Genomic DNA, 24,901 nt, shown 5'->3' with positions numbered 1-24,901 from the left:
TTACGGTTTTGGCCGTTTCGTCAGAATATCGCCATCCGCGGTGTTACCGCGTGCGACAACAATCGGACGCCCGAGGCGTTTGACCAATTCGCGCAGTTCGAACCCAAGAAAGCGTATCCCGCACACTCTGTCTCCGGTTGCGCGGTCCGTGATGCACAAGCGCCCGTCGCGAAACGCCAGACGATATCCCTTTTCCTTTAGGATGTCAGCCAAGCTTGCCCAACTTGCCGCAGTGTCAAACACAGGGCGAATTGTTGCACGCAAAAGCGCTGCAGTTTCACAATCAAGTTCTGAAGATGCCTTTCGGACTAAAGTCGGGTCCAAAAAAACCGTATTACTCTTTACTAACATGAGCGTCTCCCGCTCTTAAAATGGTATCCCCCTTGTATTCAGGGTGACAAAATTTCTAAAAATTGGCAAAAGGCGAAATAAAATTGCTGAGGAAATTGTTGCATTTTGAGTTCAGTCCCTCACGCAACGGCCTTTTTGACTTCATACCTGAAACAATTCGGGGATGTCTGTGAAGCGCGTCACAACCAAGGGTATAAGGTTGCGCTCTGATATCACCTCTGACCAGATCAATTGCGATGGTTTTTCGTATGATTCGTGTCGAAGACTATGCGCAGCGGTCGCGGAAACGCCCATCCGGACGCAGGGGGTGGATATCAACTTGACCATCCAAGGAAATGCCGAAAGTGTCGCGCCAAACAAAACCACCCGGAGCAGATATGGCCAAGACGCCCCCGCCCTTTGCCCCCTTTGAATGGAAGATCGCCTGGCGATACCTGCGTGCCCGCCGGGCCGAGGGCGGCGTCAGCGTGATGACCTGGATTTCGCTCATTGGAATCACGCTGGCCGTATTTGCCCTGATTGCGACCTTGGCCGTAAGGTCCGGGTTCCGAGCCGAGTTCGTGGGCACCATTCTGGGGGCTAATGCGCATGTCACGGTTTATTCGGCAGGCAATTTTGATGCTCAGGGCCAGTTGGATCGCACCATCGCGGAATATGACGATGTGGCGGACCGCATCGCACAGGTTCCCGGAGTAGAGCGTGCAGCGCCCTTGGTGAAAGGGCAGGTATTGATTACCAATCGCGAGCGCAGCAACGGGGTTGAGGTGTTTGGCATTCAACCGGATGACCTGCTGGACCTGCCCGGTGTTGCGGAAAGCGAACAGGCCGTGGGCGATCTGTCCGAGTTTCAGAATGGCGAAGATGTCATTGCCATTGGATCAGGTGTCGCACGGGGTATCGGGGCAACGGTTGGGGACACGATCAAGCTGACCTCGCCCAACGGAGTGAAGACGGCCTTTGGTACATCGCCGCGCGTAAATGCGTATCGGGTCGTCTATGTGTTTTCGGCCGGGCGATACGATATCGACAGGACGCGCGTGTATATGCCCTTCGAACAGGCGCAGAGCTTTTTCAACCGCGAGGGTGTGGCTGACGAGATCGAGGTAATGGTCGAGCGGCCCGAAGAACTGACGCCGATCCTGATCCCAATCCTCGAAGCCGCCGGAGAGCGAAGCCAGATATGGACATGGCAGGACGCGTCGGGCGGGTTCCTGCGGGCGCTTGAGGTTGAAGACAATGTGATGTTCATCATCCTGTCGATCCTTGTTCTGATCGCTGCGATGAACATAGTTTCGGGGCTGATCATGCTGGTAAAGAACAAAGGTCGCGATATCGGTATCCTGCGTACCATTGGGCTGAGCGAAGGCTCGGTCCTGCGCGTCTTCTTCATTTGCGGTGCGTTTACGGGGATCATCGGCACTGCTTTGGGTGTGCTGCTGGGATGCTTGTTTGCGATCTATATTGATCCGATATTCTCATTCGTGAACTACATCATGGGAGGCGGCGTTTGGGACCCGTCTATTCGCGGTATCTATGCCTTGCCGGCCGAACTACATCTGTCGGATGTGCTCAAGGCGATTGGTTTATCATTGGGGTTGTCGTTCTTTGTTACCTATTTCCCGGCACGCCGCGCGGCGCGGCTCAACCCGGTTGAGGCGCTGCGGTATGAATGAAGTGACGATGCGGTTGAACGGGCTGGTCAAGACCTACCTGAAGGGCACGCCGGGTGAAGTTCAAGTGCTGCGCGGTGCTGATCTGGAGTTGCGCGCGGGCGAAGCTGTTGCGCTGGTGGCACCATCCGGAGCGGGTAAGTCTACCCTGTTGCACATCGCGGGGTTGCTGGACACGCCAGATGTCGGGTCCGTGGAAATCGCGGGCAAGACTGTCAACGGCAAGGGGGATCGGACCCGCACGGCGATCCGACGGCAGGACGTAGGGTTCGTCTATCAGTTCCACCACCTGCTGCCCGAGTTCACGGCACTGGAAAACATCACCTTGCCGCAATTGGCCAACGGTGTGTCCGAGAAGGCGGCCCAAGATAGGGCGATGTCCTTGTTGGACCGCGTTGGTGTTGCGCCGCGCGCGCATCACCGTCCAGCGGCTTTGTCAGGGGGCGAACAACAACGCGTGGCATTCTGCCGAGCGCTGGCCAACACCCCCAAAATCTTGCTGGCCGATGAACCAACCGGAAATCTGGACCCCGAGACATCTGATCAGGTGTTTGACGCGCTGATGGCGCTGGTGCGGGAAGAAGGGCTGTCAGCGCTGATTGCCACGCACAACATGGACCTTGCCGCCCGGATGGACCGCAAACTGCGATTGGAAGGTGGGGTGCTCAGGCCAGTTGAGTGATGGGCTCCGCCAGTCAGCATGATGAAGACGTATTGTATTATTGCCACTGCTCATCTGCTTCGTTGATCTGGATCATTGTGCCAAGAACCGCAGCGAGCAAGCCTGTAAATGTCAATCGTGACAGGAGGATGCGATGAGCAGACAGCTACTTCGTATAGCTGCTATCGGAACACTGATGGCAACTACACAGGCCGCGGCGCAGGACGTCGGGGAAGGGGCCGAGTTGTACCGGCACTTTTGTGCAACGTGCCACGGGATCGATGCAGCCGGGCAAGGCCCAATGGCCGGTGTTTTGTTGATTCCACCACCGGACCTGACGAAACTAGCCAACGAAGATGGCGTATTCCCAACCGCCCGCGTGGTGGCGCGTATCGATGGGCGCGACCCATTGGTCAGCCATGGTAGCCCGATGCCGGTCTATGGGCCTTACTTTGACGGGCAGGATACCTCAATGAAAACGCCAGAGGGGCAGCCGATTCTGACAAGCCAGCCGATCGTGGATTTGGTCGCCTATCTCGAAACGCTGCAAGGGCAGTAGTTCTTATCTGCAAATGCCTTCGGTCTTGGCGCCGTTCCACGGGATCACGATGTCGCGGTCACGTGACTGCTCTGGCAGTGGTGACAGATCGAAATGTACGCTCAGCATGTCGTGAATTCGCTGGGTTCTGGGTGCCTTTGGGTCCAGCGCCCGGCAGCAGACGTACTCCTCGACGATCGCGCCTTGCTGTTCAAACCCATAGGACAAGAAGTTCGGCGATGTGTTGAGATCGAACAGGTACGGGTCCGAGTTGCCGCCATGTTCGGCTGCGGCGCGCAGCGGGTGATAGCCGGTGGTTTCCCGGTTTTGCCATTGCCAGACATGGGTCAACTCATGCGCAAGAAGCATCGCTGCAATCAGGTTCATCTGTTCGGGGAATTCGGACATATAGTCCTCAAGATACCAGTCGCGGGTGAAATAAACCCGATTGAACAGGGCAACGGCGGCCGGTTTTGCGGTCACTATGCCTTCTTCAGAAGGCGGCAGAATGCGTTCGCGGCAGGCGAGGCGGGGCCGTGATTTGCGATAAAAGGTAACCGGCGCGACCGGAGCCCCCTCGACCAGGCGCACACGGTCCAGGTTGAGCGTCTCACCCTGAACGGTATCGGCAAAGCTGCGTTCCTGCTCGGTCAACGGGCGACCGCAGGACACTAGCAAAACAAGAGCCATCATCAGGATGCGACAGGTCATGATCAGAGCCTAATGGCAAGCACCCGCACTGCAACTGCTTTTCACAGGGTCATTGCCAAAACGCGGCTGATTTCTGTCAGTGATCGTCCGGATTGATCCATCCACATGTTAAAAGCGTTCTGTACGGCCATCATTGCCTTTTTCGAGCTAGGTGGCCTGTCGACCACGCCTTCAGCGATCAGCCGGGCAGTGACATCCTGTGACAGGATAAAACTGTCGCGACCGGCAAGGCGCATAGCATATTGCGCCGACTTTCCACCCAAACGTGTGCCTCTTTTGTTTAACATAGCCAGCAGTCCTACGTAGTCGGTGGACGGCCAACTGCCCAGAACGCGGCCCGCACCACCTTCCTGACGCAGCTCTAGCAGAAACGCCGCATTGTCCCGGACGGCAGCGATCTTGGCACCGTTGCGCACGATACGGGTGTCCCGTAGCAGGGAGTCGAATGTCTCGTCATCCATGAATGCACAGCGGCCAACGTCGAACCCGTCAAATGCGGCCTCGAACCCCGCCCACTTACTGTCAATAACTGTCCAGTTGAATCCAGCCCGAAAAATGCACTTAGCGAAAATCGACAGCCAGCGATCGTCAGGCAGCGCGGCAAGCTCTGTAACGCTTTTGGGTTTGGTCAGCTTGGCCTCTATGGCGTCAGGCCCGCCGTGCCGGGCGGCGGCCATAAGAAATATATCATCGAAATGGTGCATCGGTACCCTTTGTTGTCGTGTTTGGGTGTTACATATTGAGCCGCACCTGAAATAACAGAGCATTTTCAGCGCTTCGCCCCAGTTGTTTGGGCTAAGGCCAGCCTAAATCCCAAGACTGCATCGAAGCCGAGAAATAAGGAAGATGACAAAGCTGGGTCGAGCCCTTTCCCGCTCGGTGCTGCTTCTAGGCATGCACGCAGCTTTGATCGGTTTGCCACCTCTGCCGCAACGCTGGGAGTGGTCGGATCGGATTATGCGTGCTATCTGAATGGGCACGATATTTTTTCGAGGGTCTCTGAATGTATCTGGCCTATGTCACAACCACCGACCGCGGCGCGACCGATCGGCTTCTGAGCGAAGTTGCACAGCATCTACTGGCCGCTGGCGCGCATCTTGCCGGCGTGGTGCAAACCAACACCGAATGCACCGATAGCAGCAAATGCGACATGGACGTCCGCGTGTTGCCAGACGGTGAGATGATACGTATCTCACAGTCGCTGGGAGAACATTCGCGGGGCTGCCGCCTGGACCCTGCGGCGCTGGAGCAGGCCGTTGGGTTGGTTGCCAATTCGCTGGATGACGCCCCTCAGTTGCTGATCATCAACAAGTTCGGCAAGCATGAGGCTGACGGGCGCGGCTTTCGTCCTGTGATTGCCGAGGCGCTGGCAAAGGACATTCCGGTACTGGTTGGTGTGAATGGCCTGAACAGTGACAAGTTTCAGGACTTCGCGGGCGGCGCGGCGGAAAAGGTCGCGGCTGACCTTGAGTCTATTGTAGCGTGGTTTGACCGCGTTGACGCACAACGGGTAGCAGCTGCCTGAGTGAGACTGGCCTTGTCGCGCCAATTTTGCAGATTGACCTACATAAGGCTCCGGTTGGTGATCCTTGGCGCGACGCTTTCTTGGTAATCAGTGCTGAGAGATCTTCTTCAATCCATTGATATCAAGATGAAAAAGCCTCAATTGTAAATACGATCTATGAGGCCTTGCCAAATTATGAAATGCTACGGCTTTGCGCTTCCAGAAAGCGATTATGCGCTGTGGTAAGAGCTTCATCATTCTGCAAAGAAGATGGTGGGCGACCCTGGAATCGAACCAGGCGTGCGTCTCCGCGAGGGAGTTACAGTCCCCTGCCACACCTTGCGGCCTGTCGCCCACTGTCAGGCGTTGACCTGACGTGGAGGCGTGATTACTAGCGCCTTGAAGGAGCGTCAACAGGAAAATTTCGCTTTGACGCAGGAAACCGAATTCCCGGCCCGGAGGCCCATGAAATGAAGAAACCCAAATGGGTCGTCGAAAAGGAACAGGCGCGCAAGGCGGCAGCAGCGGAATCCGTCTGGCTGTTCGGCATACACGCCGTGCGCGACGCGTTGATGAACCCCAACCGGCAGAAGTTGCGCCTGATCGTCACGCGGAATGCGCGGGATAAATTGGCCGAAGCCATTGAATTTGCAGGGATTGAGGCCGAAATGGTTGATCCGCGCAAGTTTACTGCGCCGATTGATCCGGGCTCTGTCCATCAGGGCGCTGCTCTTGAGGTCAAACCTCTGGAGTGGGGCGGTTTGGCGGAAAACTGCATTGGCCGTGAGCATCCACGCGTGCTTTTGCTGGATCGGGTAACAGATCCTCACAATGTCGGGGCGATCCTGCGCTCGGCCGAAGTATTAGGGGCCAGTGCGGTCATCGGCACACGGCACCACTCGGCGCCCGAGACAGGTGCATTGGCGAAGACCGCCAGCGGTGCGCTGGAGCGTCAACCCTATCTTCGGGTCCGCAATCTGGCGGATACAATTGTTGAGTTGCAAAACATGGGTTTTGTGGTGCTGGGGCTGGATGGTGAGGCCGACCAGACCATTGAAACGGCCTTGGGTGGCAAGCTGGATCAGCCAGTTGCGCTGGTGCTTGGAGCCGAAGGGCCGGGCCTGCGGCAAAAAACCAAGGAAACTGTTGATCAACTGGTGAAAATCGACGCAGCCGGGGGTTTTGGGTCGCTTAACGTCTCAAATGCAGCCGCAATCGCCCTATATGCCTCAAGGCACAAGTAGACAGGAGAGCCCCCATTCCAAGCCCGTCCAAAATCGTCACCTGCTGTTACTGCGGGACCCGCGCTGCGTTGGTTCTGAGGGGGCAGAAACGCCACGAGCTAAGCTGTTCAAGTTGCGGGGCGCCGCTGCATGACATCAAAATGGTGCCCAAGCGCAAGCTGAACGACGAAAAGATAAAACGAGACGTCAAGAACGCGCCCACGGCATACCGGAAGAGCAAAAAGAAGAAGAGAAAGGCCATTTTTTCGCGCTTGCTGGAAGAGGCATGGGATGTCGTCGAGGATATCTTTGATTAAAGTGGCCTCAGAGTCGTTTTGATGATCACAAACCCGTTAACTGGGGTTTCGCAAAGGCGCAAGAATTGCAATTTGATTATTTGAAAGGATCAAATTGATTTCTGCCATGCTTACTCGTCGTTTTCTGTTGGCCGCAGCGGCCGCCTCCATGATCGCACCTGCCGCCACAGCGCAGGATATGCCGTTTTTCTTTGCTACAGAGGGAGCGGCAATGGCAGGCTATGATGTGGTGTCCTATTTTGACGCAGATGCGCCGATAGAGGGAAAATCGGAACACGCAGTTGTGTGGCGGGGGGCCAAATGGCAATTCGCGACCGCCAAAAACCGTGAGGCATTCGAGCGTGATCCTCGCGCCTTTGCGCCTCAGTTCGGTGGCTACTGCGCTTACGCAATGGCCCACGGATCACTAACCGGTTCTGACCCGATGGCCTGGCAAGTGGTTGGCGGACGGCTGTATATGACCCATTCATTGGAAGTTGAACGGATGTGGCGCACTGACTCGGCTGAATATATCCGCATGGCCGAAGCGCATTGGCCCGGAATTCTTCACAACAAATGAGCAAATTGTCGATTTTTGTGAATTGTCATCACAAAAATTTGCTCAACCTCTTTTTTTCTCTGATCATATGCCTAAATGACACAGTGACCGCGGAACGGAACTGCCGCGGGTCATTTCACTGTCCCTCGTTCCAACAACTGGCGCTCAGGCACGGCCTGGGCGCTTTTTTCTTTTGGTTTGTCAGAATATGGTGCGGCCATGACAGCGTATCCTGATAAATATCTGAAAGAGATTCTGCAGCGTACCAAGGTGGTCGCTGTAGTTGGTGTGTCGATGAATCCGGTGCGGCCAAGCTATTACGTGGCGCGGTATCTATCGTTGAAAGGGTTTACGGTTATCCCGGTCAATCCGGGCCATGCGGGGAAAGAGTTGTTCGGTCAGACCGTGCGCGCCTCATTGTCTGAGATTTCCGAGCCGGTTGATATGGTCGATATCTTCCGCCGGTCCGAGGCGGTGCCGCCGATCGTCGACGAAGCCTTGGACGTGCTGCCCAAACTACGCACGGTTTGGATGCAGATCGGGGTGGAAAACGCCGATGCCGCCGCCAAGGCGCAAGGTCAGGGTATGGACGTGATTATGAACAGATGCCCAAAAATCGAATATCAACGCCTGTTTGGTGAGCTGCGCTTGGGTGGATTTGCGACCGGCGTGATCTCTTCCAAAATCTGATCCTATTCACTGACGTAGGGTAAAAGCTCACCATATTGCTCGACGCGGCGTTGCTGCAACACGGCGTCACGCGGCACCCATTCATATTTCGTGTCCTCCACCAGCGGAGACCAGAACAACACCCCGCCGTACCGCCAGGGATCCAGCACCACGCCGTCATACAGTGTTTCGCCTCTGCGGCTGATAATGGCAGTGCTGTGGTCGATCCTGAACGGGTTGTCCGCATTGGCGATAGCGCGGTGCAATTCGAGCGTTTGGAAGTTCTCTTGCTTGAGGCGGCGCTCAATATCCTCGGCCCAGTGCCAGCACAGCCCCCGAGGGCGCAGACCCTTGTTGACCTTGGCGTTGTGGATCAACGGGGGGTCAGTGATTTCGTATTCCTGCACCAGTTGCGCCGTATAGGAATAGGCGATCCGGGAGGCTCGGTTTGCTTCTTCTGGGTCAACATCCGGCCCAAGACTGAGGATTTCACTGGCGAGTCGCTGCACTTCGTCCCCGGTTGACGGGGGCGGGGACGCGCAGGCGGTCAGCGTCGCAAAGGCCAGCATAGCTGCCATAATCCTGATCATCCCTTGGCCCTATGATCCGTTGACTGTGAAACCTGATCATAAAGGCGAGGACGAGTTGACGGAACCCTGTCGTTCAGCCCTTGGGGCGAGCAGCTTTTTCAGCGATCCCGCTGACCCCTTGCCGCCGTTCCAACTCGTTCAGGACGTCATCCAGCGCGACATTGCGTGCCGCCAGCATGACCAGCAAGTGATATAGCACATCCGCCGCTTCGGCTGTCAGGCTGGCCCTGTCACCCTTGACGGCTTCGATGATGGCTTCGACTGCCTCCTCTCCAAATTTTTCGGCGCATTTTTCGGGACCTTTTGCCAACAATTTGGCGGTCCAGCTGGAGTCGGGATCGGCCTCTTTGCGGGCCTCAATGGTGGCGGAGAGATCGTGTAGAATACTCATGTTAACCTCATCGGGATGCCCGCAGCAGCCATGTGTTCCTTGGCTTCACGGATCGTATATTCGCCAAAGTGAAAGATCGAGGCCGCCAGAACCGCGCTTGCGCCACCGTGTGTCACGCCTTCAACCAGATGATCCAGATTACCCACCCCGCCCGAAGCGATCACGGGTACATCCACCGCATCCGAGATGGCGCGTGTCAGTGGTAGGTTAAATCCGGCCTTGGTGCCGTCCCGGTCCATTGATGTCAGCAAGATTTCACCCGCGCCTTTGGCGACGACAGTTTTGGCAAACTTCACGGCGTCGATCCCGGTGGGCTTGCGACCACCATGCGTGAAAATCTCCCACTTACCGGGGCTGACGGTCTTGGCGTCGATGGCGCAGACGATGCATTGGCTGCCAAATTGATCCGCTGCCTGGGCGACCACGTCCGGATTTGCCACTGCGGCAGAATTGAAACTTACCTTGTCCGCTCCGGCCAGAAGCAGGGCCCGAACATCTTCCTTGGTGCGCACGCCGCCGCCCACAGTCAGGGGAACGAAACACTGCTCGGCTGTGCGTTGAACAACGTCAAACATGGTGCCTCGGTTTTCGTGGGTGGCGTGAATGTCCAGAAAGCAAATCTCATCCGCGCCGGCGGCGTCGTAGGCCTTGGCTGATTCCACCGGGTCGCCTGCATCACGCAGGCCCACGAAGTTCACGCCCTTGACCACACGGCCATCAGCGACATCGAGGCAGGGTATGATGCGAGTTTTTAGCATGGCGGCATCCTTTGTTGCCGCACCTCTACCGATAATGCTCCGCCGATGCCAGTGCCGAACAGCGTGACACCGGCCAATCAGTGGATGCCTGTCCTTCGGTCAGTCATTGCGCAGTATCTTGAGAGCTGAGAACAGGTTGGCCTTGTCATCTGTCCAAGGAACCCGACCGTCAGCAACCAAAGGCTGCCACTCCCCTTCTTTGAGTTCGATCTGTGCAAACTATGCAAGTTTGACCAAAATTGTTTACGATCTGAGATCGATTCGAGGGCCAGCCTTCTTGGGTGGGTCAATCAGATGACAGCAGAGGCAAACACCGCGTCGATGATGCCGGACTTGTGATTGCAAGGCCATTCAAACCCGGGAAGTTTACGCCCAAATTCAGCGGGAGATTAATGAGATGCGCAGTTTCATTTTGGCAACTGTTTTCGTTTTAGGAGGAACCGTCGCAGCGATGGCAGACGATATCATCAAGGTTAGCACAGACAAATCGGTGTCAGAGGCGCTGGATGCGTTTGAGGACGCTGTTGGTAATGCGGGTGCAACCGTTTTTGCACGCATTGATCACGCAGCTGGGGCCGAAAAGGTTGGGCTGACCATTCCAGCCAATCAAGTGCTGATCTTCGGCAACCCCGCGATGGGTACGCCCGCTATGCAGATTGATCCGCGTGCAGGATTATTCTTGCCGCTGAAAGTGCAGGCATACGAGGACGAAAACGGTCAGGTTTGGTTGGCCTATGAAGACCCCAAAGAGACTATGGATGATCTAGACGGTGTTGATGCATCCCCGGTCATTGAAAAGATGCGGGGGGCGCTGGCAAAGCTGACGTCTATCGCGGCGGAATAGTTGATCGACTGTGCTGGCAACACGGCTTGTTGGCACAGCCCACCCTTCGAAATCTGCTTGATTGCAGGACTATGGGGCTTTTTCGTTTTCGGGCCTTGCGGGAATCGTCGCACGCAGGGGAAAATGGCAGCTTACCTTGAGGGCGGCAAATCCGGCGCTGATGAATCACTCAAGCCAAAGAACGCCGTCTGCACGGGCGGGCGCTAAGCTGATCATTGGAAATCCTACCTTTCCTGTTTGAAAGAACCGCGCTCTGGTAAAGCCGAGACATTCTTTCCAAGCCGTTGGAGGCAGTGGGGAGCGAATGTTCCAACCCGGTGTCACAGTCAGGATTAGCTTTTTAGCGTAAACAACGCCTCTTTCAGGTCAATCGCAACATCATAGAGCGCGCGCCCCGATATCGCTCCGTTCAGTTCGACGCCACAATCGCGCAGCGCGATCAGGTCAGCGATTGATGAAACGCCACCCGAAGCGATCACCGGAATCGATACAGCGCGCGCCAGGTCTGCGGTAGCTTCGACATTTGGACCCTGCATCGCACCATCGCGGTTGATGTCCGTATAGATGATGGCGGCAACGCCCGCATCCTCGAAGCTGCGCGCAAGATCGGTGACCTGCACGTTGGTTTCTTGAGCCCAGCCTTTGGTGGCAACCAAGCCATTGCGCGCGTCGATGCCAACGGCAACTTTGCCCGGGAAGGCTCTTGCAGCCTCTCGCACGAGGTCGGGGTTCTCAACCGCCACGGTGCCCAGAATGACGCGCGCCAGACCCTTGTCGATCCAGGTCTCAATCGTGGCCATGTCACGAATGCCGCCCCCAAGCTGTGCGGGAACATTGCAGGCCTTCAAAATTGCTTCAACCGGCGCGGCGTTCACCGGCTCGCCTGCAAAGGCACCGTTCAGGTCCACAAGGTGAAGCCATTCGCACCCTGCGTCAACAAAGGCACGGGCCTGCGCGGCCGGGTCGTCGTTGAAAACGGTGGCCTTGTCCATTTCACCGCGCAGCAAGCGCACGGCTTGGCCGTCTTTTAGGTCGATGGCGGGGTAGAGGATCATTTTATGCGGCCCTATGTCAGAGGTTACTCGCGCGGCGTATCGCACATGCAGGGTAGGGGATGCAACGCGACGCAAAGTCAATCTTGCCCGGTGGCGAATGGCGGGCCAGACTGGCCACAAAACAGGGAGACACTCATGAAAACATTTACTCTTGCGGCGGGTTTGGCAGTGCTGGCAACAACCGCCTTGGCCGCCGATCCTGTCGACGGGCTGTGGAAGACCGCTCCGGGGGATACCGGCGGTTATCTGCACGTCACGATTGCCGAATGCGGCAGCGCCATTTGCGGCACCATCGATACCGCCTTTGACGCGGATGGGAACGAGCAGTTGGAATATGAGAACCTAGGCAAGCAGATCATCTGGGATATGATCCCGGAAGGCGGCGGCAGCTATGACAATGGCAAGATCTGGGCCCCGGACCGGGACAAGACATATAACTCGAAGATGACGCTGGACGGCCAGAACGAGCTGACCGTCAAAGGCTGTGTCGCCGGTGGCCTGATCTGCCGCGGGCAGACCTGGACTCGCGTTCAATAAGGCTTAGGGCGCCCAGTTCAGGAAATTTCCGATCATACGCAGGCCCACATCCTGGCTTTTCTCGGGGTGGAATTGCATGCCAACCATGGTGTCGCGGCCGATCACGGCCGTGACCTCCTGTCCATAATCCACGTAAGCCAACCGTTCAGCCGGGTTTTTCACCCGGAAATGGTAGGAATGGACAAAATAGGTGTGATCGCCGGAGTTGACCCCGCTAAACACGGGGTGGTCGCTTTCCAGCACCAGATCGTTCCAACCCATATGGGGGACTTTCAGCGCTTTGTCTGACGGTTCAATCCGCACCACATCGCCAGCGATCCAGTCAAGCCCGTCCGTTTCACAGTATTCATGGCCCTTCGTGGCCATCAGTTGCATACCAACGCAGATTCCCAGAAACGGTCGGCCTTTTTGTTCAACCGCCTCAACCATGGCGTCATAGATGCCTTTATGTCCGCGCAATTCGGCGGCGCAGGCCGGAAACGCACCGTCGCCCGGCAGAACCAAACGGTCGGCACGCGCAACAACATCCGCGTCCGAGGTCACTACGACCTCACCCGCATCCACTTCGCGTGCCATGCGTTGAAATGCCTTTTCGGCCGAGTGCAGGTTACCGCTCTCGTAATCAATGATGGCTGTCAGCATTTACAGCGCGCCTTTGGTGGACGGGATCGCATCGGCCTTGCGCGGGTCAGTTTCAACCGCCAGACGCAGGGCGCGGGCCACGGCCTTAAAGGCAGCCTCGGCAATGTGGTGGCTGTTGAGGCCGTGCAACTGGTCGACATGCAGTGTGATGCCGCCATGGGTGCTGAGCGCCTGAAAGAACTCGCGCACCAACTCGGTATCGAACGCGCCGATCTTGGGTGTCGGCAGGTCCACGTTCCAGATCAGGAATGGGCGGCCTGACAGGTCCAGCGCACAGCGGACCTGCGCGTCGTCCATGGGCAGGTGGCACTCGCCATACCGACGGATGCCCTTTTTGTCGCCCAGGGCTTGTGTCAGAGCCTGCCCCAGCGCGATGCCGGTATCCTCGACCGTGTGGTGATCGTCGATGTGATAATCACCCTTAGCGCGGATTGTCATGTCGATCAGTGAATGGCGCGCAAGCTGGTCCAGCATATGATCGAAAAACCCGACACCTGTCTGGTTGTCATATATGCCTGCGCCGTCCAGATTGACCTCGACCGAGATTTCGGTTTCGGCGGTCTGACGGCTGATCTTTGCGCTGCGCATGGGCGAATTCCTTTTGCTACAGGCGCGCTTATAGACGGGGTTGGGGCGGCTTATCCAGACCGCACGTGGTAATCAGTGCAAACTGTTGCAGGGGATTGCGCCCGCGCGCGCCTCATGCCAGCCTGCCAGCAATTCAACCAACAAGGCACGGCCCATGTCCACCTGCGTTTTCATCCAGATCCGCTGCAAACCCGGCACCACGTACAAGGTTGCCGAAGAAATCGCCTTGCGCGAAATCCACTCCGAGCTTTATTCGACCAGCGGTGAATACGACCTGCTGCTGAAGCTCTACATCCCCGAAGACAAGGATGTGGGGCATTTCATCACGGAAAACCTTCTGGTGATTCCAAATATCGAACGGTCCCTGACCACGATGACGTTCAAGGCGTTCTAGCCCAGCTCAAACGTCGTAACGCCAAAGATGCGGTTCAGGTCGATATCTGGTTCGTGATTCGAATACATCCGCGCCGTTTCAAACACCTTGCTCAGCCCAAGTTCGTCCGCCAACGCCATGGCCGATGCATTGGGCTGCGGCATGTCCACAAATATCTCATGTGCGCCGTGTCTCTCAGGAAGCGTGCCAAGAACTGCGCCAAGCAACGCCTTTACGATCTCACCTGTGTCCGCAAACAGGGGGCCAATCTTGTATCCATTCATGCAGGGGCGCAGCGTGGCAAACCCCCTGATCCTGCCACTATCGACATACACTTTTGAGATATGGCCTGATGCACTCAGCCAATGTTCAAGAAATGCATCGCGCGGCGCGGGGAACAGACTGCGATCATAAACCCGCAGGGCATCTGAAACGCTGGAAAGATCAGAAATCTGAGCAACCCGCCCTGTTTCCAGTTTGGCCAGTATGTCCCTTGCAGTTCCGGAGAAACGATAGTTCTTGTAGGCAAAGGCAAAGCCCGACTTGCGATAATTGTGTTGCTGATCGACGACCCCATCCAACCCGATGTTGAGCGCATTGCAATTTGCCAGCGCATGCCGCCAGATTTTCAGCCCGTGGCCAGAACCGCGAAACTCGGGCCGAACGATGTAGAACCCAAGAAATGCAAATGTATCGTCGTAGCGGACGACAGAGATTGAGGCGATCATCTCACCATCCAGAAAACCGCCCAGAAACCCGCCGGAATCGGTGCTGTGGAAACATGCGGCGTCATGATGACCAGGGTTCCACCCCTCGCGTCCGGCCCAATCTACAGCCATCTGTAGTTCATCAGCAGTTAGCGGGCGGATGACATATTCAGACAAGGTGAATGTCCTGTGTTGCGTAGTACCGCCAGAATGGCGCAATGACAGCGTATAGACTAGGCGATATTGGAGTGTTGGTATCTGGAGCGGGCGAGGCGATTCGAACGCCCGACCCTAACCTTGGCAAGGTTATGCTCTACCCCTGAGCTACGCCCGCATCAGATACATATGTGGTCCAAAGACCTCTCAATGGAGCGGGCGAGGCGATTCGAACGCCCGACCCTAACCTTGGCAAGGTTATGCTCTACCCCTGAGCTACGCCCGCGCCGTTGAGTGAGGAGGGATGTATAAATTCCCACGCAAGCCTGCAAGCGGAAAAACACAAAAAGCCGGAAAAATCTTTCGACGGAAATCCCCGCGCCACACGTTAAAGACTATGACAGTTGTTGAATTGGCCGGTTCGAGGAGAGGAAGATGACACGCAGTGCAGATATAAAAACGGCCCTTTTGGCGGCACTAATCTTGCTGACAACCGTGATCTGTGTCCGAGATGAGAACAAGGTGGTCAAGGTGGAACCGATTCTCATGCAAGCCCCACCGATTGAGACGCGGATTTTGGCGGGTTAAGCCCTGCCACGCACGTCACAACGCCAGCGCGAGGTTCGCAATGGCAGCAACCAGTATAGCGGTGAATGTCAGCAGCATTCCCATGCGGCGTAAAATTACGATCTGAGGGGTACGGCCAAAGCCATATGCGTGAAAGACACGACCGGCCAGCAATGTCAGCCCAAGCATATTCAAGAGTAGGCCTCCTGCGTTTTGCAGTTCGGCCATGGCGATCAGCAGCAACGCAAAAGGCGTGTATTCGACGAAGTTGGAATGCGTTCTGGTGGCTTTGATCAAGTTCTTGCTGCCCCCGTCGCCGTACGAGATTTTATCGTTGAAGCGCTGGCTGATGACTCTCACGCTGAGGGCGATGTAGAGGATCGCCAACAGCGCGGCATAGATGGGGGATATAGTCAGCATTCGTTCTTCCTTCTGCGCAAAAAGCCGCCCGGTTCCCCGGGCGGCCGGTAGTTCCTTGTAAAGTCGAACCATTTATTCCAGTTCGACGAGCAGATCCTTGGCGTCGATCTGTCCGCCGGGCTGGACGTTGACGGCCTTGACCGTTGCGTCACGCTCGGCGTGGATGCCGGTTTCCATTTTCATGGCTTCGATGGTCAGCAGCATGTCGCCTTCCTTGACCTGTTGACCGGCTGTCACGGCGATTGTTGCAACCACACCGGGCATCGGTGCGCCCACATGGTTGGGGTTGCCGACTTCGGCCTTGGGTCGCGCCTGCGTGGCCGATGTGACCATCCGGTTCGGCACTCGGATCACGCGAGGCTGGCCGTTGAGTTCGAAGAACACTTTGACCTCACCCTTTTCGTCGGTCTCGCCGATGGCCTGACACCGGATTTCCAGAGTCTTGCCGGGATCGATCTCGGCGGTGATCTCTTCACCGGGCTCCATACCGTAGAAAAAGGTCTTGGTCGGCAGGGTGCGGACCGGTCCGTAGATCCGGTGGCGGCCCATGTAATCCAGAAACACCTTGGGATACATCAGGTAGCCATTCAGGTCCTCATCGTCGACCTGCATCCCTTCCAATTGTCCGGAAAGTTCGGCGCGGGTGGCTTCCAGGTCGACGGGTGGCACATGCTTGCCGGGGCGCTCGGTGTTGGGGGCTTCGTCCTTCAGCACCTTCTTGATGATGGTGTCGGGGAACCCGCCCGGAGGCTGGCCCAGATTGCCGCGCATCATGTCGATGACCGAGTCGGGGAAGGCCACATCCGTTCCGGGGTTCTCAACGTCCGCACGCGTCAGGCCCTGGCTGACCATCATCAACGCCATGTCGCCCACCACTTTTGAGGACGGCGTTACCTTAACGATATCCCCGAACATCCGGTTCACATCGGCATACATCTGGGCAACCTCGTGCCAACGTTCCTCCAGACCCAAGGAGCGCGCCTGCGCCTTGAGGTTGGTGAACTGACCACCCGGCATCTCATGCAGATAGACCTCGGAGGCCGGGGCCTGCAGGCCGGATTCAAAGGCGGCGTACTGGCCGCGCACCGCCTCGAAGTAATCGCTGATCTCGCGGATCGCCTTGATGTCTAGACCGGTGTCCCGCTCGGTATGACGCAGCGCCTCGACCACGGTGCCAAGCGTTGCCTGGGATGTGTTGCCCGAAAAGGCATCCATCGCGCAGTCAACTGCGTCGACGCCAGCCTCGGATGCGGCCAGAATGGTCGCGCTGGCGATGCCCGCCGTGTCGTGGGTGTGGAAATGGATCGGCAGCCCGACCTCTTCTTTCAGCGCGCGGATCAGGATTTTAGCCGAGGCCGGTTTCAGCAGGCCCGCCATGTCTTTCAGGCCCAGGACATGTGCGCCTGCGTCGCGCAGCTCTTTCGCCATGCCGACATAGTATTTCAGGTCATACTTGGCACGGTCCGGGTCGAGGATATCACCGGTATAGCAGACGGTGCCCTCACAAATCTTGCCGTTTTCAACGACCGCATCCATCGCCACACGCATGTTTTCGACCCAGTTCAGCGAGTCGAACACGCGGAACACATCGATATTCTGCGCGGCCTGACGCACGAATTCTTGCACCACGTTATCGGGGTAGTTGGTATAGCCAACGCCGTTTGCCCCGCGCAGCAGCATCTGGGTCATCAGATTCGGCATCGCCTCGCGCAGGTCGCGCAGACGCTGCCACGGGCATTCCTGCAAGAAGCGGTAGGCCACATCAAACGTCGCGCCGCCCCAGCATTCGACGCTGAACAGCTGCGGCAGGTTGGCGGCATAGCTGGGCGCCACGCGGATCATGTCGATCGAACGCATCCGTGTCGCCAGCAGCGATTGGTGCCCGTCCCGCATGGTGGTGTCGGTGATCAACAATTGCCGCTGCGCCTTCATCCAGTCGGCCACCGCCTGCGGGCCTTTCTGCTCCAGCAGGTTGCGGGTGCCCATCTGGGGTTCAGCCTTGAGCGCAGGGGGCTTGGGCTCTTTCAGGTCGGCACGCGGCATTGGGCGATCTTTGGTTTCGAGGTGCCCGTTCACGGTGATATCCGCGATATAGGTCAGCACCTTGGTGCCCCGGTCGCGGCGGCGCTTGAAGGTGAACAGATCCGGCGTCGTGTCGATGAACTTGGTGGTGTATTCATTCGACAGGAAGGTCGGGTGCTTTAGCAGGTTGATGACAAAATCAATGTTGGTGCTGACGCCGCGAATACGGAACTCGCGCAGCGCCCGGTCCATCCGGCTGATGGCTTTTTCGGGCGTTGGCGCCCATGCCGTGACCTTGGTCAGCAACGAGTCGTAGTACCGCGTGATCACACCCCCGGCGTAGGCCGTACCGCCATCCAGACGGATACCCATGCCGGTGGCCGAGCGATAGGCGGTGATGCGGCCATAGTCGGGGATGAAGTTGTTCTGCGGGTCCTCGGTGGTGATCCGGGTCTGCAGCGCATGGCCATTCAGATGCACTTCCGTCTGGCTGGCGGCACCTGTGGCCTCGGCCAGAGTCTTGCCCTCGGCGATCAGGATCTGCGCCTGCACGATGTCGATGCCGGTGACTTCCTCGGTGACGGTGTGTTCCACCTGCACGCGCGGGTTCACCTCGATGAAGTAGAACTTGCCGGTTTCCATATCCATCAGGAACTCGACGGTGCCCGCGCATTCATAGTTCACATGGGCGCAGATCTTGCGGCCCAGTTCGCAGATTTCCGCGCGCTGTTCCTCGGACAGATACGGGGCAGGGGCACGTTCGACGACCTTCTGGTTCCGACGCTGGACCGAGCAGTCGCGTTCATACAGATGGTAAATCTCACCATGCTTGTCGCCCAGAATTTGCACCTCGACGTGGCGCGCGCGGGTGATCATCTTTTCCAGATAGCCCTCGCCATTGCCAAAGGCGGCCTCGGCCTCGCGGCGGCCTTCCAGAACCTTCTCCTCCAACTCATCTTCGGACTGGATCGGACGCATGCCGCGCCCGCCGCCGCCCCACGACGCCTTGAGCATCAGCGGATAGCCGATTTCCGCGGCTTCCGCCCGGATGGCATCCATGTCATCGCCCAGCACTTCGGTCGCCGGGATCACCGGAACGCCTGCCGCGATCGCGACCCGCCGTGCGCTGGCCTTGTCACCAAGCGCGCGCATGGTCTCGGCGCGGGGGCCGATAAAGGTGATGCCGTTCTGGACACAGGCATCCACGAAGTCAGGGTTTTCCGACAGCAAGCCGTAGCCCGGATGGATCGCATCCGCACCACATTGCTTGGCCACGCGAATGATCTCGTCAATCGACAGATAGGCCGCAACCGGACCCATCCCCTCACCAATCCGATACGCCTCATCCGCCTTGAACCGATGCAGACCCAGCTTGTCCTCCTCGGCGTAAACCGCAACGGTCTTCTTACCCATCTCATTCGCCGCACGCATCACGCGAATCGCAATCTCGCCGCGGTTGGCAATCAATATCTTTTTGAAATCGGTCATATCGGGTCCCGGTCTTTTTTGTTTGGCCGTGTCATAGGCGGACAATAAGCGCACGTATATCAGTCGTTCTGGGTAGAACCGGCATGTTAACGCTCGCAAACGCCTCTTGTTAGCGGTAACTTCTTACCCGCTCTGCATTGCAGCATCAATCGGCGTGATCATGTGTCTTTATCTGATCCAGTTGCGCCACCCCCATCTGCCCCATATTCGCGTGCAAATCCTGCAGTAGAATGTCGATGACATGGGCCGGTCCACGTGCCCCCAAAGCAGCGAGGCCATAGAGAAAACCGCGCCCCAGCATGACAAAATCTGCCCCAAGGGCCAGCGCGCGCAGAATGTCCAGGCCGCCTTCGATGCCACCGTCAAAGATAAGCGGCAGGTTCGTGGCCGCGCGAATGGCGGGCAGCACGGAAATGCTGGCCGGAGCGCCATCGAACTGCCTGCCACCGTGATTCGAAACCCAGATTGCGTCAACTCCTACCTGTTGCAGCCGGTCAGCGTCTTCTGCGCGCATCACACCTTTGACAATCAAAGGCCCGTCCCAGGCATCACGCAGCCAGTTCACGTAATCTAAATCCGGTGAGGTGCGTAGCAGATAGCCGACATGCGCCGTTGGTGAGCGGGCGCTGTGACTGTCGATGTACTTGTCGAGCGTCCGCATTCGCGGCATCCCGTTTCGCGCCATCCCCAAGGCCCAAGTTGGACGCAGGGCAATCTGGGCCAGTAGCCTCGGGGTGAGTCTGGGCGGATTGGTCAGGCCGGATCGCACCTGCCGTTCCCGACGAGAGGCGACAGGAACATCTACGGTCAACACAAGTGTCGTGAAACCAGCACTTCTGACGCGGTTCAGCATATCAGTGCGGATTTCGGGATCTTTTGGCGGATACAGCTGGAACCAGGCATTCTGTCCAATATGTGGCGCCATGTCCTCGGGGCTCTGACTGGCGACGGTCGACAGGGTATAAGGCACGCCCGCCTCTGCGGCGGCCTGCGCCAGCAATTGTTCCGCATTCGGCCAGATCAGCCCTGACATCCCAATAGGCGCAATACCGAAGGGCAGGGGAAAGTCCTTACCAAGGAATCGCGTACCAGTCTCACATTCGATTGGGCCATGCAGGATCGAGGGCAGAAACTCGACATCATCCAACGCAGCCCGGTTTCGATGCATAGTGGCCTCGGTCCCGGTGCCGCTTGCCAAGTATTCCCATACAAAATGCGGCACCCTGCGCCGCGCACGGCGCTTCAGGTCGGCAATGCCGGGGAATGAGCTGTGAAGGTCCATATGAATTGATCCGACCTGTTGCGCGATTCTGCAAGGTTTTCAGACTGCTGCCACCAGAAAGGATGCACGAGCGGGCCTTTGGGCGATTGATGTCAAAACACTGTGCCGACGGAGGCCGGATGAAACCGGGTACTGTTCGACCTGTTATGCATAGCCCAGAGATTTATGTGCGCCTGCTGGCAGAACCCAAGCCCGTCAAGTGCTCCGGCGCAAAGGGAGTGAAATAGGTGCAGGCGAAACCCGGTGTATTGATCAGAAATGCGACGGGTTTTTTTCAGTATTGTGCGAACAAGCCGTGAACAAACCCTTTCCCTTGCGGCGTTTCCAGCGTAGTTTGGGCAAATGAGCAGTTTCGACGAAATGGACGCCTTTGAGGGCGCATCATTATCCGCGCGTGCCATGGCTGCGCGCCCCACACCGTATCTGAACGAACTGAACCCGGCCCAACGCGAAGCAGTCGAGCGGTTGCAGGGCCCGGTTCTGATGCTAGCCGGTGCGGGCACGGGCAAAACCAAGGCGCTGACGGCCCGGATCGCACATCTTCTCAGTACTGGTCGCGCGCGTCCGAACGAGATTCTGTCCGTGACCTTCACCAACAAAGCTGCTCGTGAGATGAAAGAGCGGGTCGGTCGATTGCTTGGGCAGCCGGCGGAAGGAATGCCGTGGCTGGGAACATTTCACTCGATCTGCGTCAAGCTGCTGCGCCGTCATGCCGAGTTGGTCGATCTGAAATCCAACTTCACGATTCTCGATACGGACGATCAACTGCGCTTGCTCAAGCAGTTGGTACAGGCGGCGAATATTGATGATAAACGCTGGCCCGCGCGAATGCTTGCCGGGATCATCGACGACTGGAAGAACCGCGCCTTGACACCCGACAAGGTGCCTGTGGCTGATGCCGGGGCCTATAACAACAAGGGTATTGAGCTTTACGCGCAGTACCAGACCCGGCTGCGCGAGTTGAATGCCGTGGATTTCGGCGACTTGCTGCTGCACATGGTTACGATTTTCCAGACACATCAGGATGTGCTGGAACAATACCAGCGTTGGTTCCGGTTCATTCTTGTGGACGAGTATCAGGATACTAACGTCGCGCAGTATCTATGGCTGCGTCTTCTGGCCGGTGCGCATAAAAATATCTGTTGCGTTGGTGACGATGATCAATCGATCTATGGCTGGCGCGGAGCCGAAGTGGGCAACATCCTGCGCTTCGAAAAGGATTTTCCGGGTGCCTATGTGGTGCGGCTTGAGCAGAACTATCGCTCGACCCCGCATATTCTGGCCGCCGCGTCGAACGTAATTCGCGGTAACGAAAGCCGCTTGGGCAAAGAGCTTTGGACAGACGCTGAAGAGGGCGAAAAGGTTCGGCTCATCGGTCATTGGGATGGCGAGGAAGAGGCCCGTTGGATCGGTGAAGAGATCGACGCGATGCAGGGCGGGACGCGCGGTGTGCGGCCCATTGGGTTGGATGAAATCGCCATTCTGGTCCGTGCGTCGCACCAGATGCGCGCGTTTGAGGATCGGTTCCTGACTATCGGCCTGCCCTACAAGGTGATCGGCGGCCCCCGGTTCTATGAGCGGATGGAAATTCGCGATGCCATGGCTTATTTCCGGCTCGTGGTCAGCCCCGGCGACGATCTGGCGTTCGAGCGGATCGTAAATACGCCGAAACGGGGTCTCGGTGACAAGGCGCAGCAGACGATCCAAATGACTGCACGCGAGCATGGCGTGTCACTGGTCGACGGCGCGCGTATTGCGGTCGACAATGGGTTGATCAAGGGCAAGGGCGGCAAGGCGCTGCGAGAGTTGATTGACGGGCTGGCGCGGTGGAACGCGATGACGCGCGGACCGCGGATCGAGGTCGACGATGACTCGGTCATTGATGACGGCGCCCCGATGCGGTTTGGAGAACCTGAGGTCTCGCATATCGAACTGGCGCAGATCATCTTGGATGAATCCGGTTACACCGCCCATTGGCAGAACGAAAAGACGCCTGAGGCTCCGGGGCGGCTGGAAAACCTGAAAGAACTGGTGAACCAGCTGGATAATTTCGAGAACCTGCAAGGGTTTCTGGAGCATGTCAGCCTAGTCATGGATAATGAGCAGGAGGGCGACGGGGCCAAAGTCTCGATCATGACCTTGCACGCGGCCAAAGGGTTGGAGTTTCCCGCTGTTTTCCTGCCGGGGTGGGAGGATGGGTTGTTCCCTTCGCAGCGGTCCATGGACGAATCCGGGATCAAGGGTTTGGAAGAAGAGCGGCGGCTGGCCTATGTGGGCATCACCCGCGCGGAAGAAGTTTGTACGATATCTTTCGCGGCGAACCGGCGCGTGTTTGGGCAATGGCAGAATGCAATGCCGTCGCGGTTTATCGACGAATTGCCCGAAGATCATGTTGAGGTGCTGACACCTCCGGGGCTTTACGGCGGTGGTCAACCCACGGCTGGGATCGAAACCCGCGCGGCTGAAGCGAATGTCTATAACTCTCCGGGGTGGAAGCGGATGCAGGCGCGCCAAGGGCAGTACGGAACCTCTCAGCCGCGCGAAAGTCGCACTACGGTGATCGACGCAACTGCGGTGGCCAGCTTTACGATGGGTGAACGCGTGTTTCACCAGAAATTCGGGTATGGTGCGGTGATCGGCATCGAAGGGGACAAGGTCGAAGTGGATTTCGACAAAGCGGGGATCAAGAAAGTGGTCTCGCGGTTCCTGTCCGCCAAGGACGACGTGCCTTTTTAACCAAATAGAATGTGCCTTTCGGCACATGCTCGATTTTTGTGATGGGCACCCGGCGTTGGCCGTGGCGCCTTTTTTCGTGCCTGAGAAATGAAAAACGGCGGTTCCCAGGGAGGAGGGAAGCCGCCGTTTTTTTTAACACCAGGGCAAGGGAGGAGGAGAACCCCGATGCATCTGAACCCGGGTTTGACCCGGTATATAAAAAGACGCGGTGACGTCAGGGAGGAGGAGGACGTCACCGCGCGCTTTGAACATCAGGGCAGGGAGGAGAAACGCCCCGATGCATCTGAACCCGGGTCTGATCCCGGTATCTGTAAGGACGCGGCGACGTCAGGGAGGAGGAAGACGTCGCCGCGCTCTTTCAACACCGGGAAAGGGAGGAGGAGTACCCGGTGTGTCAGTGTCCGGCATCCTGGGCCGGTATAATTGCGGCGATATCAGGGAGGAGGAGAGATATCGCCGCTGAAATACAGGTCCAAAAGGGAGGAGAAGGACCTGATCTCGGTATGTGAGTGCGCGCCTAGGACGCGACGTAGTCTTCTGCCGCCTGCATTGCCATCCGACGGATCATCGAACGGTGCAGACCAAGATCGGCCAGCTCGCGGTTCGACAATACGGACAGTTCGTTAACTGTTTGACGGTAGATGCGGTACCGGAGGAAGCGGGCTTTCGCGACGTCGATCAGTGACGACAAGCCAGTCGCCGGTGCGCCTTTAAGTACGGTTTGATGTGTTGCTGCTGCCATCTGCGTTACCCGATAAGTTTCGTTCTTGCCGATGTGTTCCGGCGTTTGCTTGAGACTGAAGATAAGGGAATGCTGCGCTTGCACAACAGCCTACATGGTCAATGCTGCTATGCAGCAAATGCATAGATATCAACGCGTTGGTCGAAAATGGACATAAGTGCCTTTAAAATATAGGTTTTAGGTCAATCCATGCAGTTAACGCAAACGCCTGCGGCAACCGGGGAGTTAAAGATTGCTTTTTCTTTACGCGCGTTGCTTTGAAATTTGGGCAAATTGAGAATCCGGTGAAACGCGAGATTTCGTACCGATGTCGGGTAACTGCCTGCATGGGAAATTATGGGCGTGTCGTGAATATCCGGTGGTTTTGCTGTCTGCGCGCTTTGGCCTGGGGGTGATTCGACGCATTTAAGGACAGTTTTGAACACTTGAGTGGGAGATTCTCATGATCTTTTTAAAAAAGTGGGAAATTGTGGGAAATGTAGGGTAAGGGTGCAATTTCGCTACCAGTTGTGTATGTTAAGTATAAACTAACCAAATGTAGTCTAACTTGGCTAGTTTTCATTTGGGTCAGCTTCAGTTATGTTGCAACGCATGCAGGTATTGGCAAAAGTTTTTGTTGATTTCCATGAATTCCCATGTCATCCCTTAATCATAAGATGAGGACGAGGCACATGGGGCGCCAAACGACCCCGAACCAAAAAAACAGGTTTCATACAGGCATCTCGCTTTCATCACTCAGAGATCCGGCGCGCGGGCGAGCAGACATCCCCCCAGGTGGCGCGCGCAGCTGGACATCCCGCACAGCGGGTTAATGCGGCGGG

27 protein-coding genes and 3 tRNA genes are annotated in these 24,901 nt (G+C 57.2%); 13 read left to right on the top strand and 17 right to left on the bottom strand.

Annotation, left to right across the window (positions count from 1 at the left end):
- Complete coding sequence (locus AVO44_RS21580; protein WP_233421964.1) at positions 1-213, bottom strand: hypothetical protein; 213 nt, start codon at positions 211-213, stop codon at positions 1-3.
- Positions 214-728: 515 nt separating this feature from the next.
- Here AVO44_RS21580 and AVO44_RS09300 point away from each other — a divergent pair.
- The 3 genes from AVO44_RS09300 to AVO44_RS09290 all read left to right on the top strand — a co-directional run bounded on the left by AVO44_RS09300 (position 729) and on the right by AVO44_RS09290 (position 3,241).
- Positions 729-2,024, top strand: coding sequence for a lipoprotein-releasing ABC transporter permease subunit (locus AVO44_RS09300; protein ID WP_068335781.1), 1,296 nt, complete (start codon positions 729-731; stop codon positions 2,022-2,024).
- Positions 2,017-2,703: an ABC transporter ATP-binding protein gene (locus AVO44_RS09295; RefSeq protein ID WP_068335778.1), complete on the top strand. Its 687-nt coding sequence runs from the start codon at positions 2,017-2,019 to the stop codon at positions 2,701-2,703. The genes AVO44_RS09300 and AVO44_RS09295 overlap by 8 nt, the downstream gene beginning before the upstream one ends.
- Before the next feature lie 133 nt (positions 2,704-2,836).
- Complete coding sequence (locus tag AVO44_RS09290; RefSeq protein ID WP_082677456.1) at positions 2,837-3,241, top strand: c-type cytochrome; 405 nt, start codon at positions 2,837-2,839, stop codon at positions 3,239-3,241.
- 3 nt (positions 3,242-3,244) lie between these two features.
- Here the strand turns inward: AVO44_RS09290 and AVO44_RS09285 are convergent, their stop codons facing one another.
- Together AVO44_RS09285 and AVO44_RS09280 are read right to left on the bottom strand one after the other, a co-directional pair.
- Positions 3,245-3,931, bottom strand: coding sequence for a hypothetical protein (locus tag AVO44_RS09285; protein WP_068335772.1), 687 nt, complete (start codon positions 3,929-3,931; stop codon positions 3,245-3,247).
- A 41-nt stretch (positions 3,932-3,972) separates the two neighbouring features.
- Positions 3,973-4,635, bottom strand: coding sequence for a DNA-3-methyladenine glycosylase I (locus AVO44_RS09280; RefSeq protein WP_068335769.1), 663 nt, complete (start codon positions 4,633-4,635; stop codon positions 3,973-3,975).
- A 299-nt stretch (positions 4,636-4,934) separates the two neighbouring features.
- Between AVO44_RS09280 and AVO44_RS09275 the strand changes: the two genes are divergently transcribed.
- Complete coding sequence (locus AVO44_RS09275) at positions 4,935-5,456, top strand: DUF2478 domain-containing protein (protein ID WP_068335766.1); 522 nt, start codon at positions 4,935-4,937, stop codon at positions 5,454-5,456.
- Between the two features lie 250 nt (positions 5,457-5,706).
- Here the strand turns inward: AVO44_RS09275 and AVO44_RS21025 are convergent.
- A tRNA-Tyr gene (locus tag AVO44_RS21025) sits at positions 5,707-5,790 on the bottom strand.
- A 115-nt stretch (positions 5,791-5,905) separates the two neighbouring features.
- On the opposite strand from AVO44_RS21025, the gene rlmB reads away from it, so the two are divergent.
- The 4 genes from rlmB (at position 5,906) to AVO44_RS09260 (ending at position 8,203) form a co-directional block, all read left to right on the top strand.
- Positions 5,906-6,679 carry a 23S rRNA (guanosine(2251)-2'-O)-methyltransferase RlmB gene (gene rlmB, locus AVO44_RS09270; protein ID WP_068335763.1) on the top strand — a complete coding sequence of 258 codons (774 nt, stop codon included), beginning with the start codon at positions 5,906-5,908 and terminating at the stop codon, positions 6,677-6,679.
- Positions 6,680-6,693: 14 nt separating this feature from the next.
- On the top strand, positions 6,694-6,975 hold the full coding sequence (locus tag AVO44_RS21815) for a hypothetical protein (RefSeq protein WP_082677455.1): 282 nt from the start codon (positions 6,694-6,696) through the stop codon (positions 6,973-6,975).
- Positions 6,976-7,081: 106 nt separating this feature from the next.
- The gene (locus AVO44_RS09265; protein ID WP_233421963.1) at positions 7,082-7,534 is read left to right on the top strand and encodes a YHS domain-containing (seleno)protein; all 453 of its coding nucleotides are present in this window, start codon (positions 7,082-7,084) and stop codon (positions 7,532-7,534) included.
- 198 nt (positions 7,535-7,732) lie between these two features.
- On the top strand, positions 7,733-8,203 hold the full coding sequence (locus AVO44_RS09260) for a CoA-binding protein (protein ID WP_068335760.1): 471 nt from the start codon (positions 7,733-7,735) through the stop codon (positions 8,201-8,203).
- A gap of 2 nt (positions 8,204-8,205) precedes the next feature.
- On the opposite strand, the gene AVO44_RS09255 is transcribed toward AVO44_RS09260, so the two are convergent.
- From AVO44_RS09255 to hisF, 3 genes are all read right to left on the bottom strand, one after another.
- Positions 8,206-8,772, bottom strand: a complete 567-nt coding sequence (locus AVO44_RS09255) for a hypothetical protein (protein ID WP_068335758.1) — start codon at positions 8,770-8,772, stop codon at positions 8,206-8,208.
- Positions 8,773-8,845: 73 nt separating this feature from the next.
- Positions 8,846-9,163: a phosphoribosyl-ATP diphosphatase gene (locus AVO44_RS09250; RefSeq protein ID WP_068335755.1), complete on the bottom strand. Its 318-nt coding sequence runs from the start codon at positions 9,161-9,163 to the stop codon at positions 8,846-8,848.
- Entirely contained in the window at positions 9,160-9,921 is a 762-nt protein-coding gene (hisF, locus tag AVO44_RS09245) for an imidazole glycerol phosphate synthase subunit HisF (protein WP_068335752.1), read from the bottom strand. The genes AVO44_RS09250 and hisF overlap by 4 nt, the downstream gene beginning before the upstream one ends.
- A gap of 397 nt (positions 9,922-10,318) precedes the next feature.
- On the opposite strand from hisF, the gene AVO44_RS09240 reads away from it, so the two are divergent.
- Positions 10,319-10,765, top strand: a complete 447-nt coding sequence (locus tag AVO44_RS09240; protein WP_068335749.1) for a DUF302 domain-containing protein — start codon at positions 10,319-10,321, stop codon at positions 10,763-10,765.
- Between the two features lie 332 nt (positions 10,766-11,097).
- Here AVO44_RS09240 and hisA read toward each other — a convergent pair whose 3' ends face one another.
- Positions 11,098-11,820, bottom strand: a complete 723-nt coding sequence (gene hisA / locus AVO44_RS09235) for a 1-(5-phosphoribosyl)-5-[(5-phosphoribosylamino)methylideneamino]imidazole-4-carboxamide isomerase (protein WP_068335747.1) — start codon at positions 11,818-11,820, stop codon at positions 11,098-11,100.
- A gap of 135 nt (positions 11,821-11,955) precedes the next feature.
- Here hisA and AVO44_RS09230 point away from each other — a divergent pair, with 135 nt between their 5' ends.
- The gene (locus AVO44_RS09230; protein ID WP_068335745.1) at positions 11,956-12,357 is read left to right on the top strand and encodes a DUF2147 domain-containing protein; all 402 of its coding nucleotides are present in this window, start codon (positions 11,956-11,958) and stop codon (positions 12,355-12,357) included.
- Positions 12,358-12,360: 3 nt separating this feature from the next.
- Here the strand turns inward: AVO44_RS09230 and hisH are convergent, their stop codons facing one another.
- Both hisH and hisB read right to left on the bottom strand, forming a co-directional pair.
- Positions 12,361-12,999 carry an imidazole glycerol phosphate synthase subunit HisH gene (gene hisH, locus AVO44_RS09225; RefSeq protein ID WP_068335743.1) on the bottom strand — a complete coding sequence of 213 codons (639 nt, stop codon included), beginning with the start codon at positions 12,997-12,999 and terminating at the stop codon, positions 12,361-12,363.
- A complete protein-coding gene (hisB, locus tag AVO44_RS09220; protein ID WP_068335741.1) occupies positions 13,000-13,587 on the bottom strand; it encodes an imidazoleglycerol-phosphate dehydratase HisB in 588 nt (195 codons plus the stop codon).
- Positions 13,588-13,741: 154 nt separating this feature from the next.
- Here hisB and AVO44_RS09215 point away from each other — a divergent pair, with 154 nt between their 5' ends.
- Complete coding sequence (locus AVO44_RS09215; protein ID WP_068335738.1) at positions 13,742-13,981, top strand: Lrp/AsnC family transcriptional regulator; 240 nt, start codon at positions 13,742-13,744, stop codon at positions 13,979-13,981.
- Here the strand turns inward: AVO44_RS09215 and AVO44_RS09210 are convergent.
- The 3 genes from AVO44_RS09210 to AVO44_RS09200 form a co-directional block, all read right to left on the bottom strand.
- Positions 13,978-14,844, bottom strand: a complete 867-nt coding sequence (locus AVO44_RS09210; protein WP_233421962.1) for a GNAT family N-acetyltransferase — start codon at positions 14,842-14,844, stop codon at positions 13,978-13,980. The two genes, AVO44_RS09215 and AVO44_RS09210, sit on opposite strands and share 4 nt — an antisense overlap.
- Positions 14,845-14,926: 82 nt before the next feature.
- Positions 14,927-15,001: transfer RNA gene (locus AVO44_RS09205), tRNA-Gly, on the bottom strand.
- 33 nt (positions 15,002-15,034) lie between these two features.
- A tRNA-Gly gene (locus tag AVO44_RS09200) sits at positions 15,035-15,109 on the bottom strand.
- A 149-nt stretch (positions 15,110-15,258) separates the two neighbouring features.
- Between AVO44_RS09200 and AVO44_RS21020 the strand changes: the two genes are divergently transcribed.
- A complete protein-coding gene (locus AVO44_RS21020) occupies positions 15,259-15,411 on the top strand; it encodes a hypothetical protein (RefSeq protein WP_157769957.1) in 153 nt (50 codons plus the stop codon).
- Between the two features lie 15 nt (positions 15,412-15,426).
- Here the strand turns inward: AVO44_RS21020 and AVO44_RS09195 are convergent, their stop codons facing one another.
- The 3 genes from AVO44_RS09195 to AVO44_RS09185 form a co-directional block, all read right to left on the bottom strand.
- Positions 15,427-15,810, bottom strand: a complete 384-nt coding sequence (locus tag AVO44_RS09195; RefSeq protein WP_068336365.1) for an MAPEG family protein — start codon at positions 15,808-15,810, stop codon at positions 15,427-15,429.
- Between the two features lie 72 nt (positions 15,811-15,882).
- Positions 15,883-19,320, bottom strand: a complete 3,438-nt coding sequence (locus AVO44_RS09190) for a pyruvate carboxylase (RefSeq protein ID WP_068335732.1) — start codon at positions 19,318-19,320, stop codon at positions 15,883-15,885.
- A 145-nt stretch (positions 19,321-19,465) separates the two neighbouring features.
- Positions 19,466-20,602, bottom strand: coding sequence for an alpha-hydroxy acid oxidase (locus AVO44_RS09185; RefSeq protein WP_068335730.1), 1,137 nt, complete (start codon positions 20,600-20,602; stop codon positions 19,466-19,468).
- 342 nt (positions 20,603-20,944) lie between these two features.
- Between AVO44_RS09185 and AVO44_RS09180 the strand changes: the two genes are divergently transcribed.
- Entirely contained in the window at positions 20,945-23,338 is a 2,394-nt protein-coding gene (locus AVO44_RS09180; protein ID WP_068335727.1) for an ATP-dependent helicase, read from the top strand.
- A gap of 517 nt (positions 23,339-23,855) precedes the next feature.
- Here AVO44_RS09180 and AVO44_RS09175 read toward each other — a convergent pair.
- Positions 23,856-24,080 carry a DUF1127 domain-containing protein gene (locus AVO44_RS09175; protein ID WP_068336363.1) on the bottom strand — a complete coding sequence of 75 codons (225 nt, stop codon included), beginning with the start codon at positions 24,078-24,080 and terminating at the stop codon, positions 23,856-23,858.
- Between the last annotated feature and the right edge of the window lie 821 nt (positions 24,081-24,901).

This window comes from Ruegeria profundi (assembly GCF_001507545.1).
Taxonomy (GTDB): Bacteria; Pseudomonadota; Alphaproteobacteria; order Rhodobacterales; family Rhodobacteraceae; genus Ruegeria; species Ruegeria profundi.
This window is presented reverse-complemented; position numbering and strand designations above follow the sequence as displayed.

Coding starts and splice junctions, on each gene's coding strand:
- AVO44_RS09175 (WP_068336363.1), bottom strand. CDS start 24,080: ATGGCAGCAGCAACACATCAAACCGTACTTAAAGGCGCACCGGCGACT.
- AVO44_RS09260 (WP_068335760.1), top strand. CDS start 7,733: ATGACAGCGTATCCTGATAAATATCTGAAAGAGATTCTGCAGCGTACC.
- AVO44_RS09290 (WP_082677456.1), top strand. CDS start 2,837: ATGAGCAGACAGCTACTTCGTATAGCTGCTATCGGAACACTGATGGCA.
- AVO44_RS09280 (WP_068335769.1), bottom strand. CDS start 4,635: ATGCACCATTTCGATGATATATTTCTTATGGCCGCCGCCCGGCACGGC.
- AVO44_RS09295 (WP_068335778.1), top strand. CDS start 2,017: ATGAATGAAGTGACGATGCGGTTGAACGGGCTGGTCAAGACCTACCTG.
- AVO44_RS09300 (WP_068335781.1), top strand. CDS start 729: ATGGCCAAGACGCCCCCGCCCTTTGCCCCCTTTGAATGGAAGATCGCC.
- hisF (WP_068335752.1), bottom strand. CDS start 9,921: ATGCTAAAAACTCGCATCATACCCTGCCTCGATGTCGCTGATGGCCGT.
- AVO44_RS09195 (WP_068336365.1), bottom strand. CDS start 15,810: ATGCTGACTATATCCCCCATCTATGCCGCGCTGTTGGCGATCCTCTAC.
- AVO44_RS09285 (WP_068335772.1), bottom strand. CDS start 3,931: ATGACCTGTCGCATCCTGATGATGGCTCTTGTTTTGCTAGTGTCCTGC.
- AVO44_RS09215 (WP_068335738.1), top strand. CDS start 13,742: ATGTCCACCTGCGTTTTCATCCAGATCCGCTGCAAACCCGGCACCACG.
- rlmB (WP_068335763.1), top strand. CDS start 5,906: ATGAAGAAACCCAAATGGGTCGTCGAAAAGGAACAGGCGCGCAAGGCG.
- AVO44_RS09265 (WP_233421963.1), top strand. CDS start 7,082: ATGCTTACTCGTCGTTTTCTGTTGGCCGCAGCGGCCGCCTCCATGATC.
- AVO44_RS21020 (WP_157769957.1), top strand. CDS start 15,259: ATGACACGCAGTGCAGATATAAAAACGGCCCTTTTGGCGGCACTAATC.
- AVO44_RS09180 (WP_068335727.1), top strand. CDS start 20,945: ATGAGCAGTTTCGACGAAATGGACGCCTTTGAGGGCGCATCATTATCC.
- hisH (WP_068335743.1), bottom strand. CDS start 12,999: ATGCTGACAGCCATCATTGATTACGAGAGCGGTAACCTGCACTCGGCC.
- AVO44_RS09275 (WP_068335766.1), top strand. CDS start 4,935: ATGTATCTGGCCTATGTCACAACCACCGACCGCGGCGCGACCGATCGG.
- AVO44_RS09240 (WP_068335749.1), top strand. CDS start 10,319: ATGCGCAGTTTCATTTTGGCAACTGTTTTCGTTTTAGGAGGAACCGTC.
- AVO44_RS09230 (WP_068335745.1), top strand. CDS start 11,956: ATGAAAACATTTACTCTTGCGGCGGGTTTGGCAGTGCTGGCAACAACC.
- AVO44_RS09185 (WP_068335730.1), bottom strand. CDS start 20,602: ATGGACCTTCACAGCTCATTCCCCGGCATTGCCGACCTGAAGCGCCGT.
- hisA (WP_068335747.1), bottom strand. CDS start 11,820: ATGATCCTCTACCCCGCCATCGACCTAAAAGACGGCCAAGCCGTGCGC.
- AVO44_RS09190 (WP_068335732.1), bottom strand. CDS start 19,320: ATGACCGATTTCAAAAAGATATTGATTGCCAACCGCGGCGAGATTGCG.
- AVO44_RS09255 (WP_068335758.1), bottom strand. CDS start 8,772: ATGATCAGGATTATGGCAGCTATGCTGGCCTTTGCGACGCTGACCGCC.
- hisB (WP_068335741.1), bottom strand. CDS start 13,587: ATGCGCAGCGCAAAGATCAGCCGTCAGACCGCCGAAACCGAAATCTCG.
- AVO44_RS09250 (WP_068335755.1), bottom strand. CDS start 9,163: ATGAGTATTCTACACGATCTCTCCGCCACCATTGAGGCCCGCAAAGAG.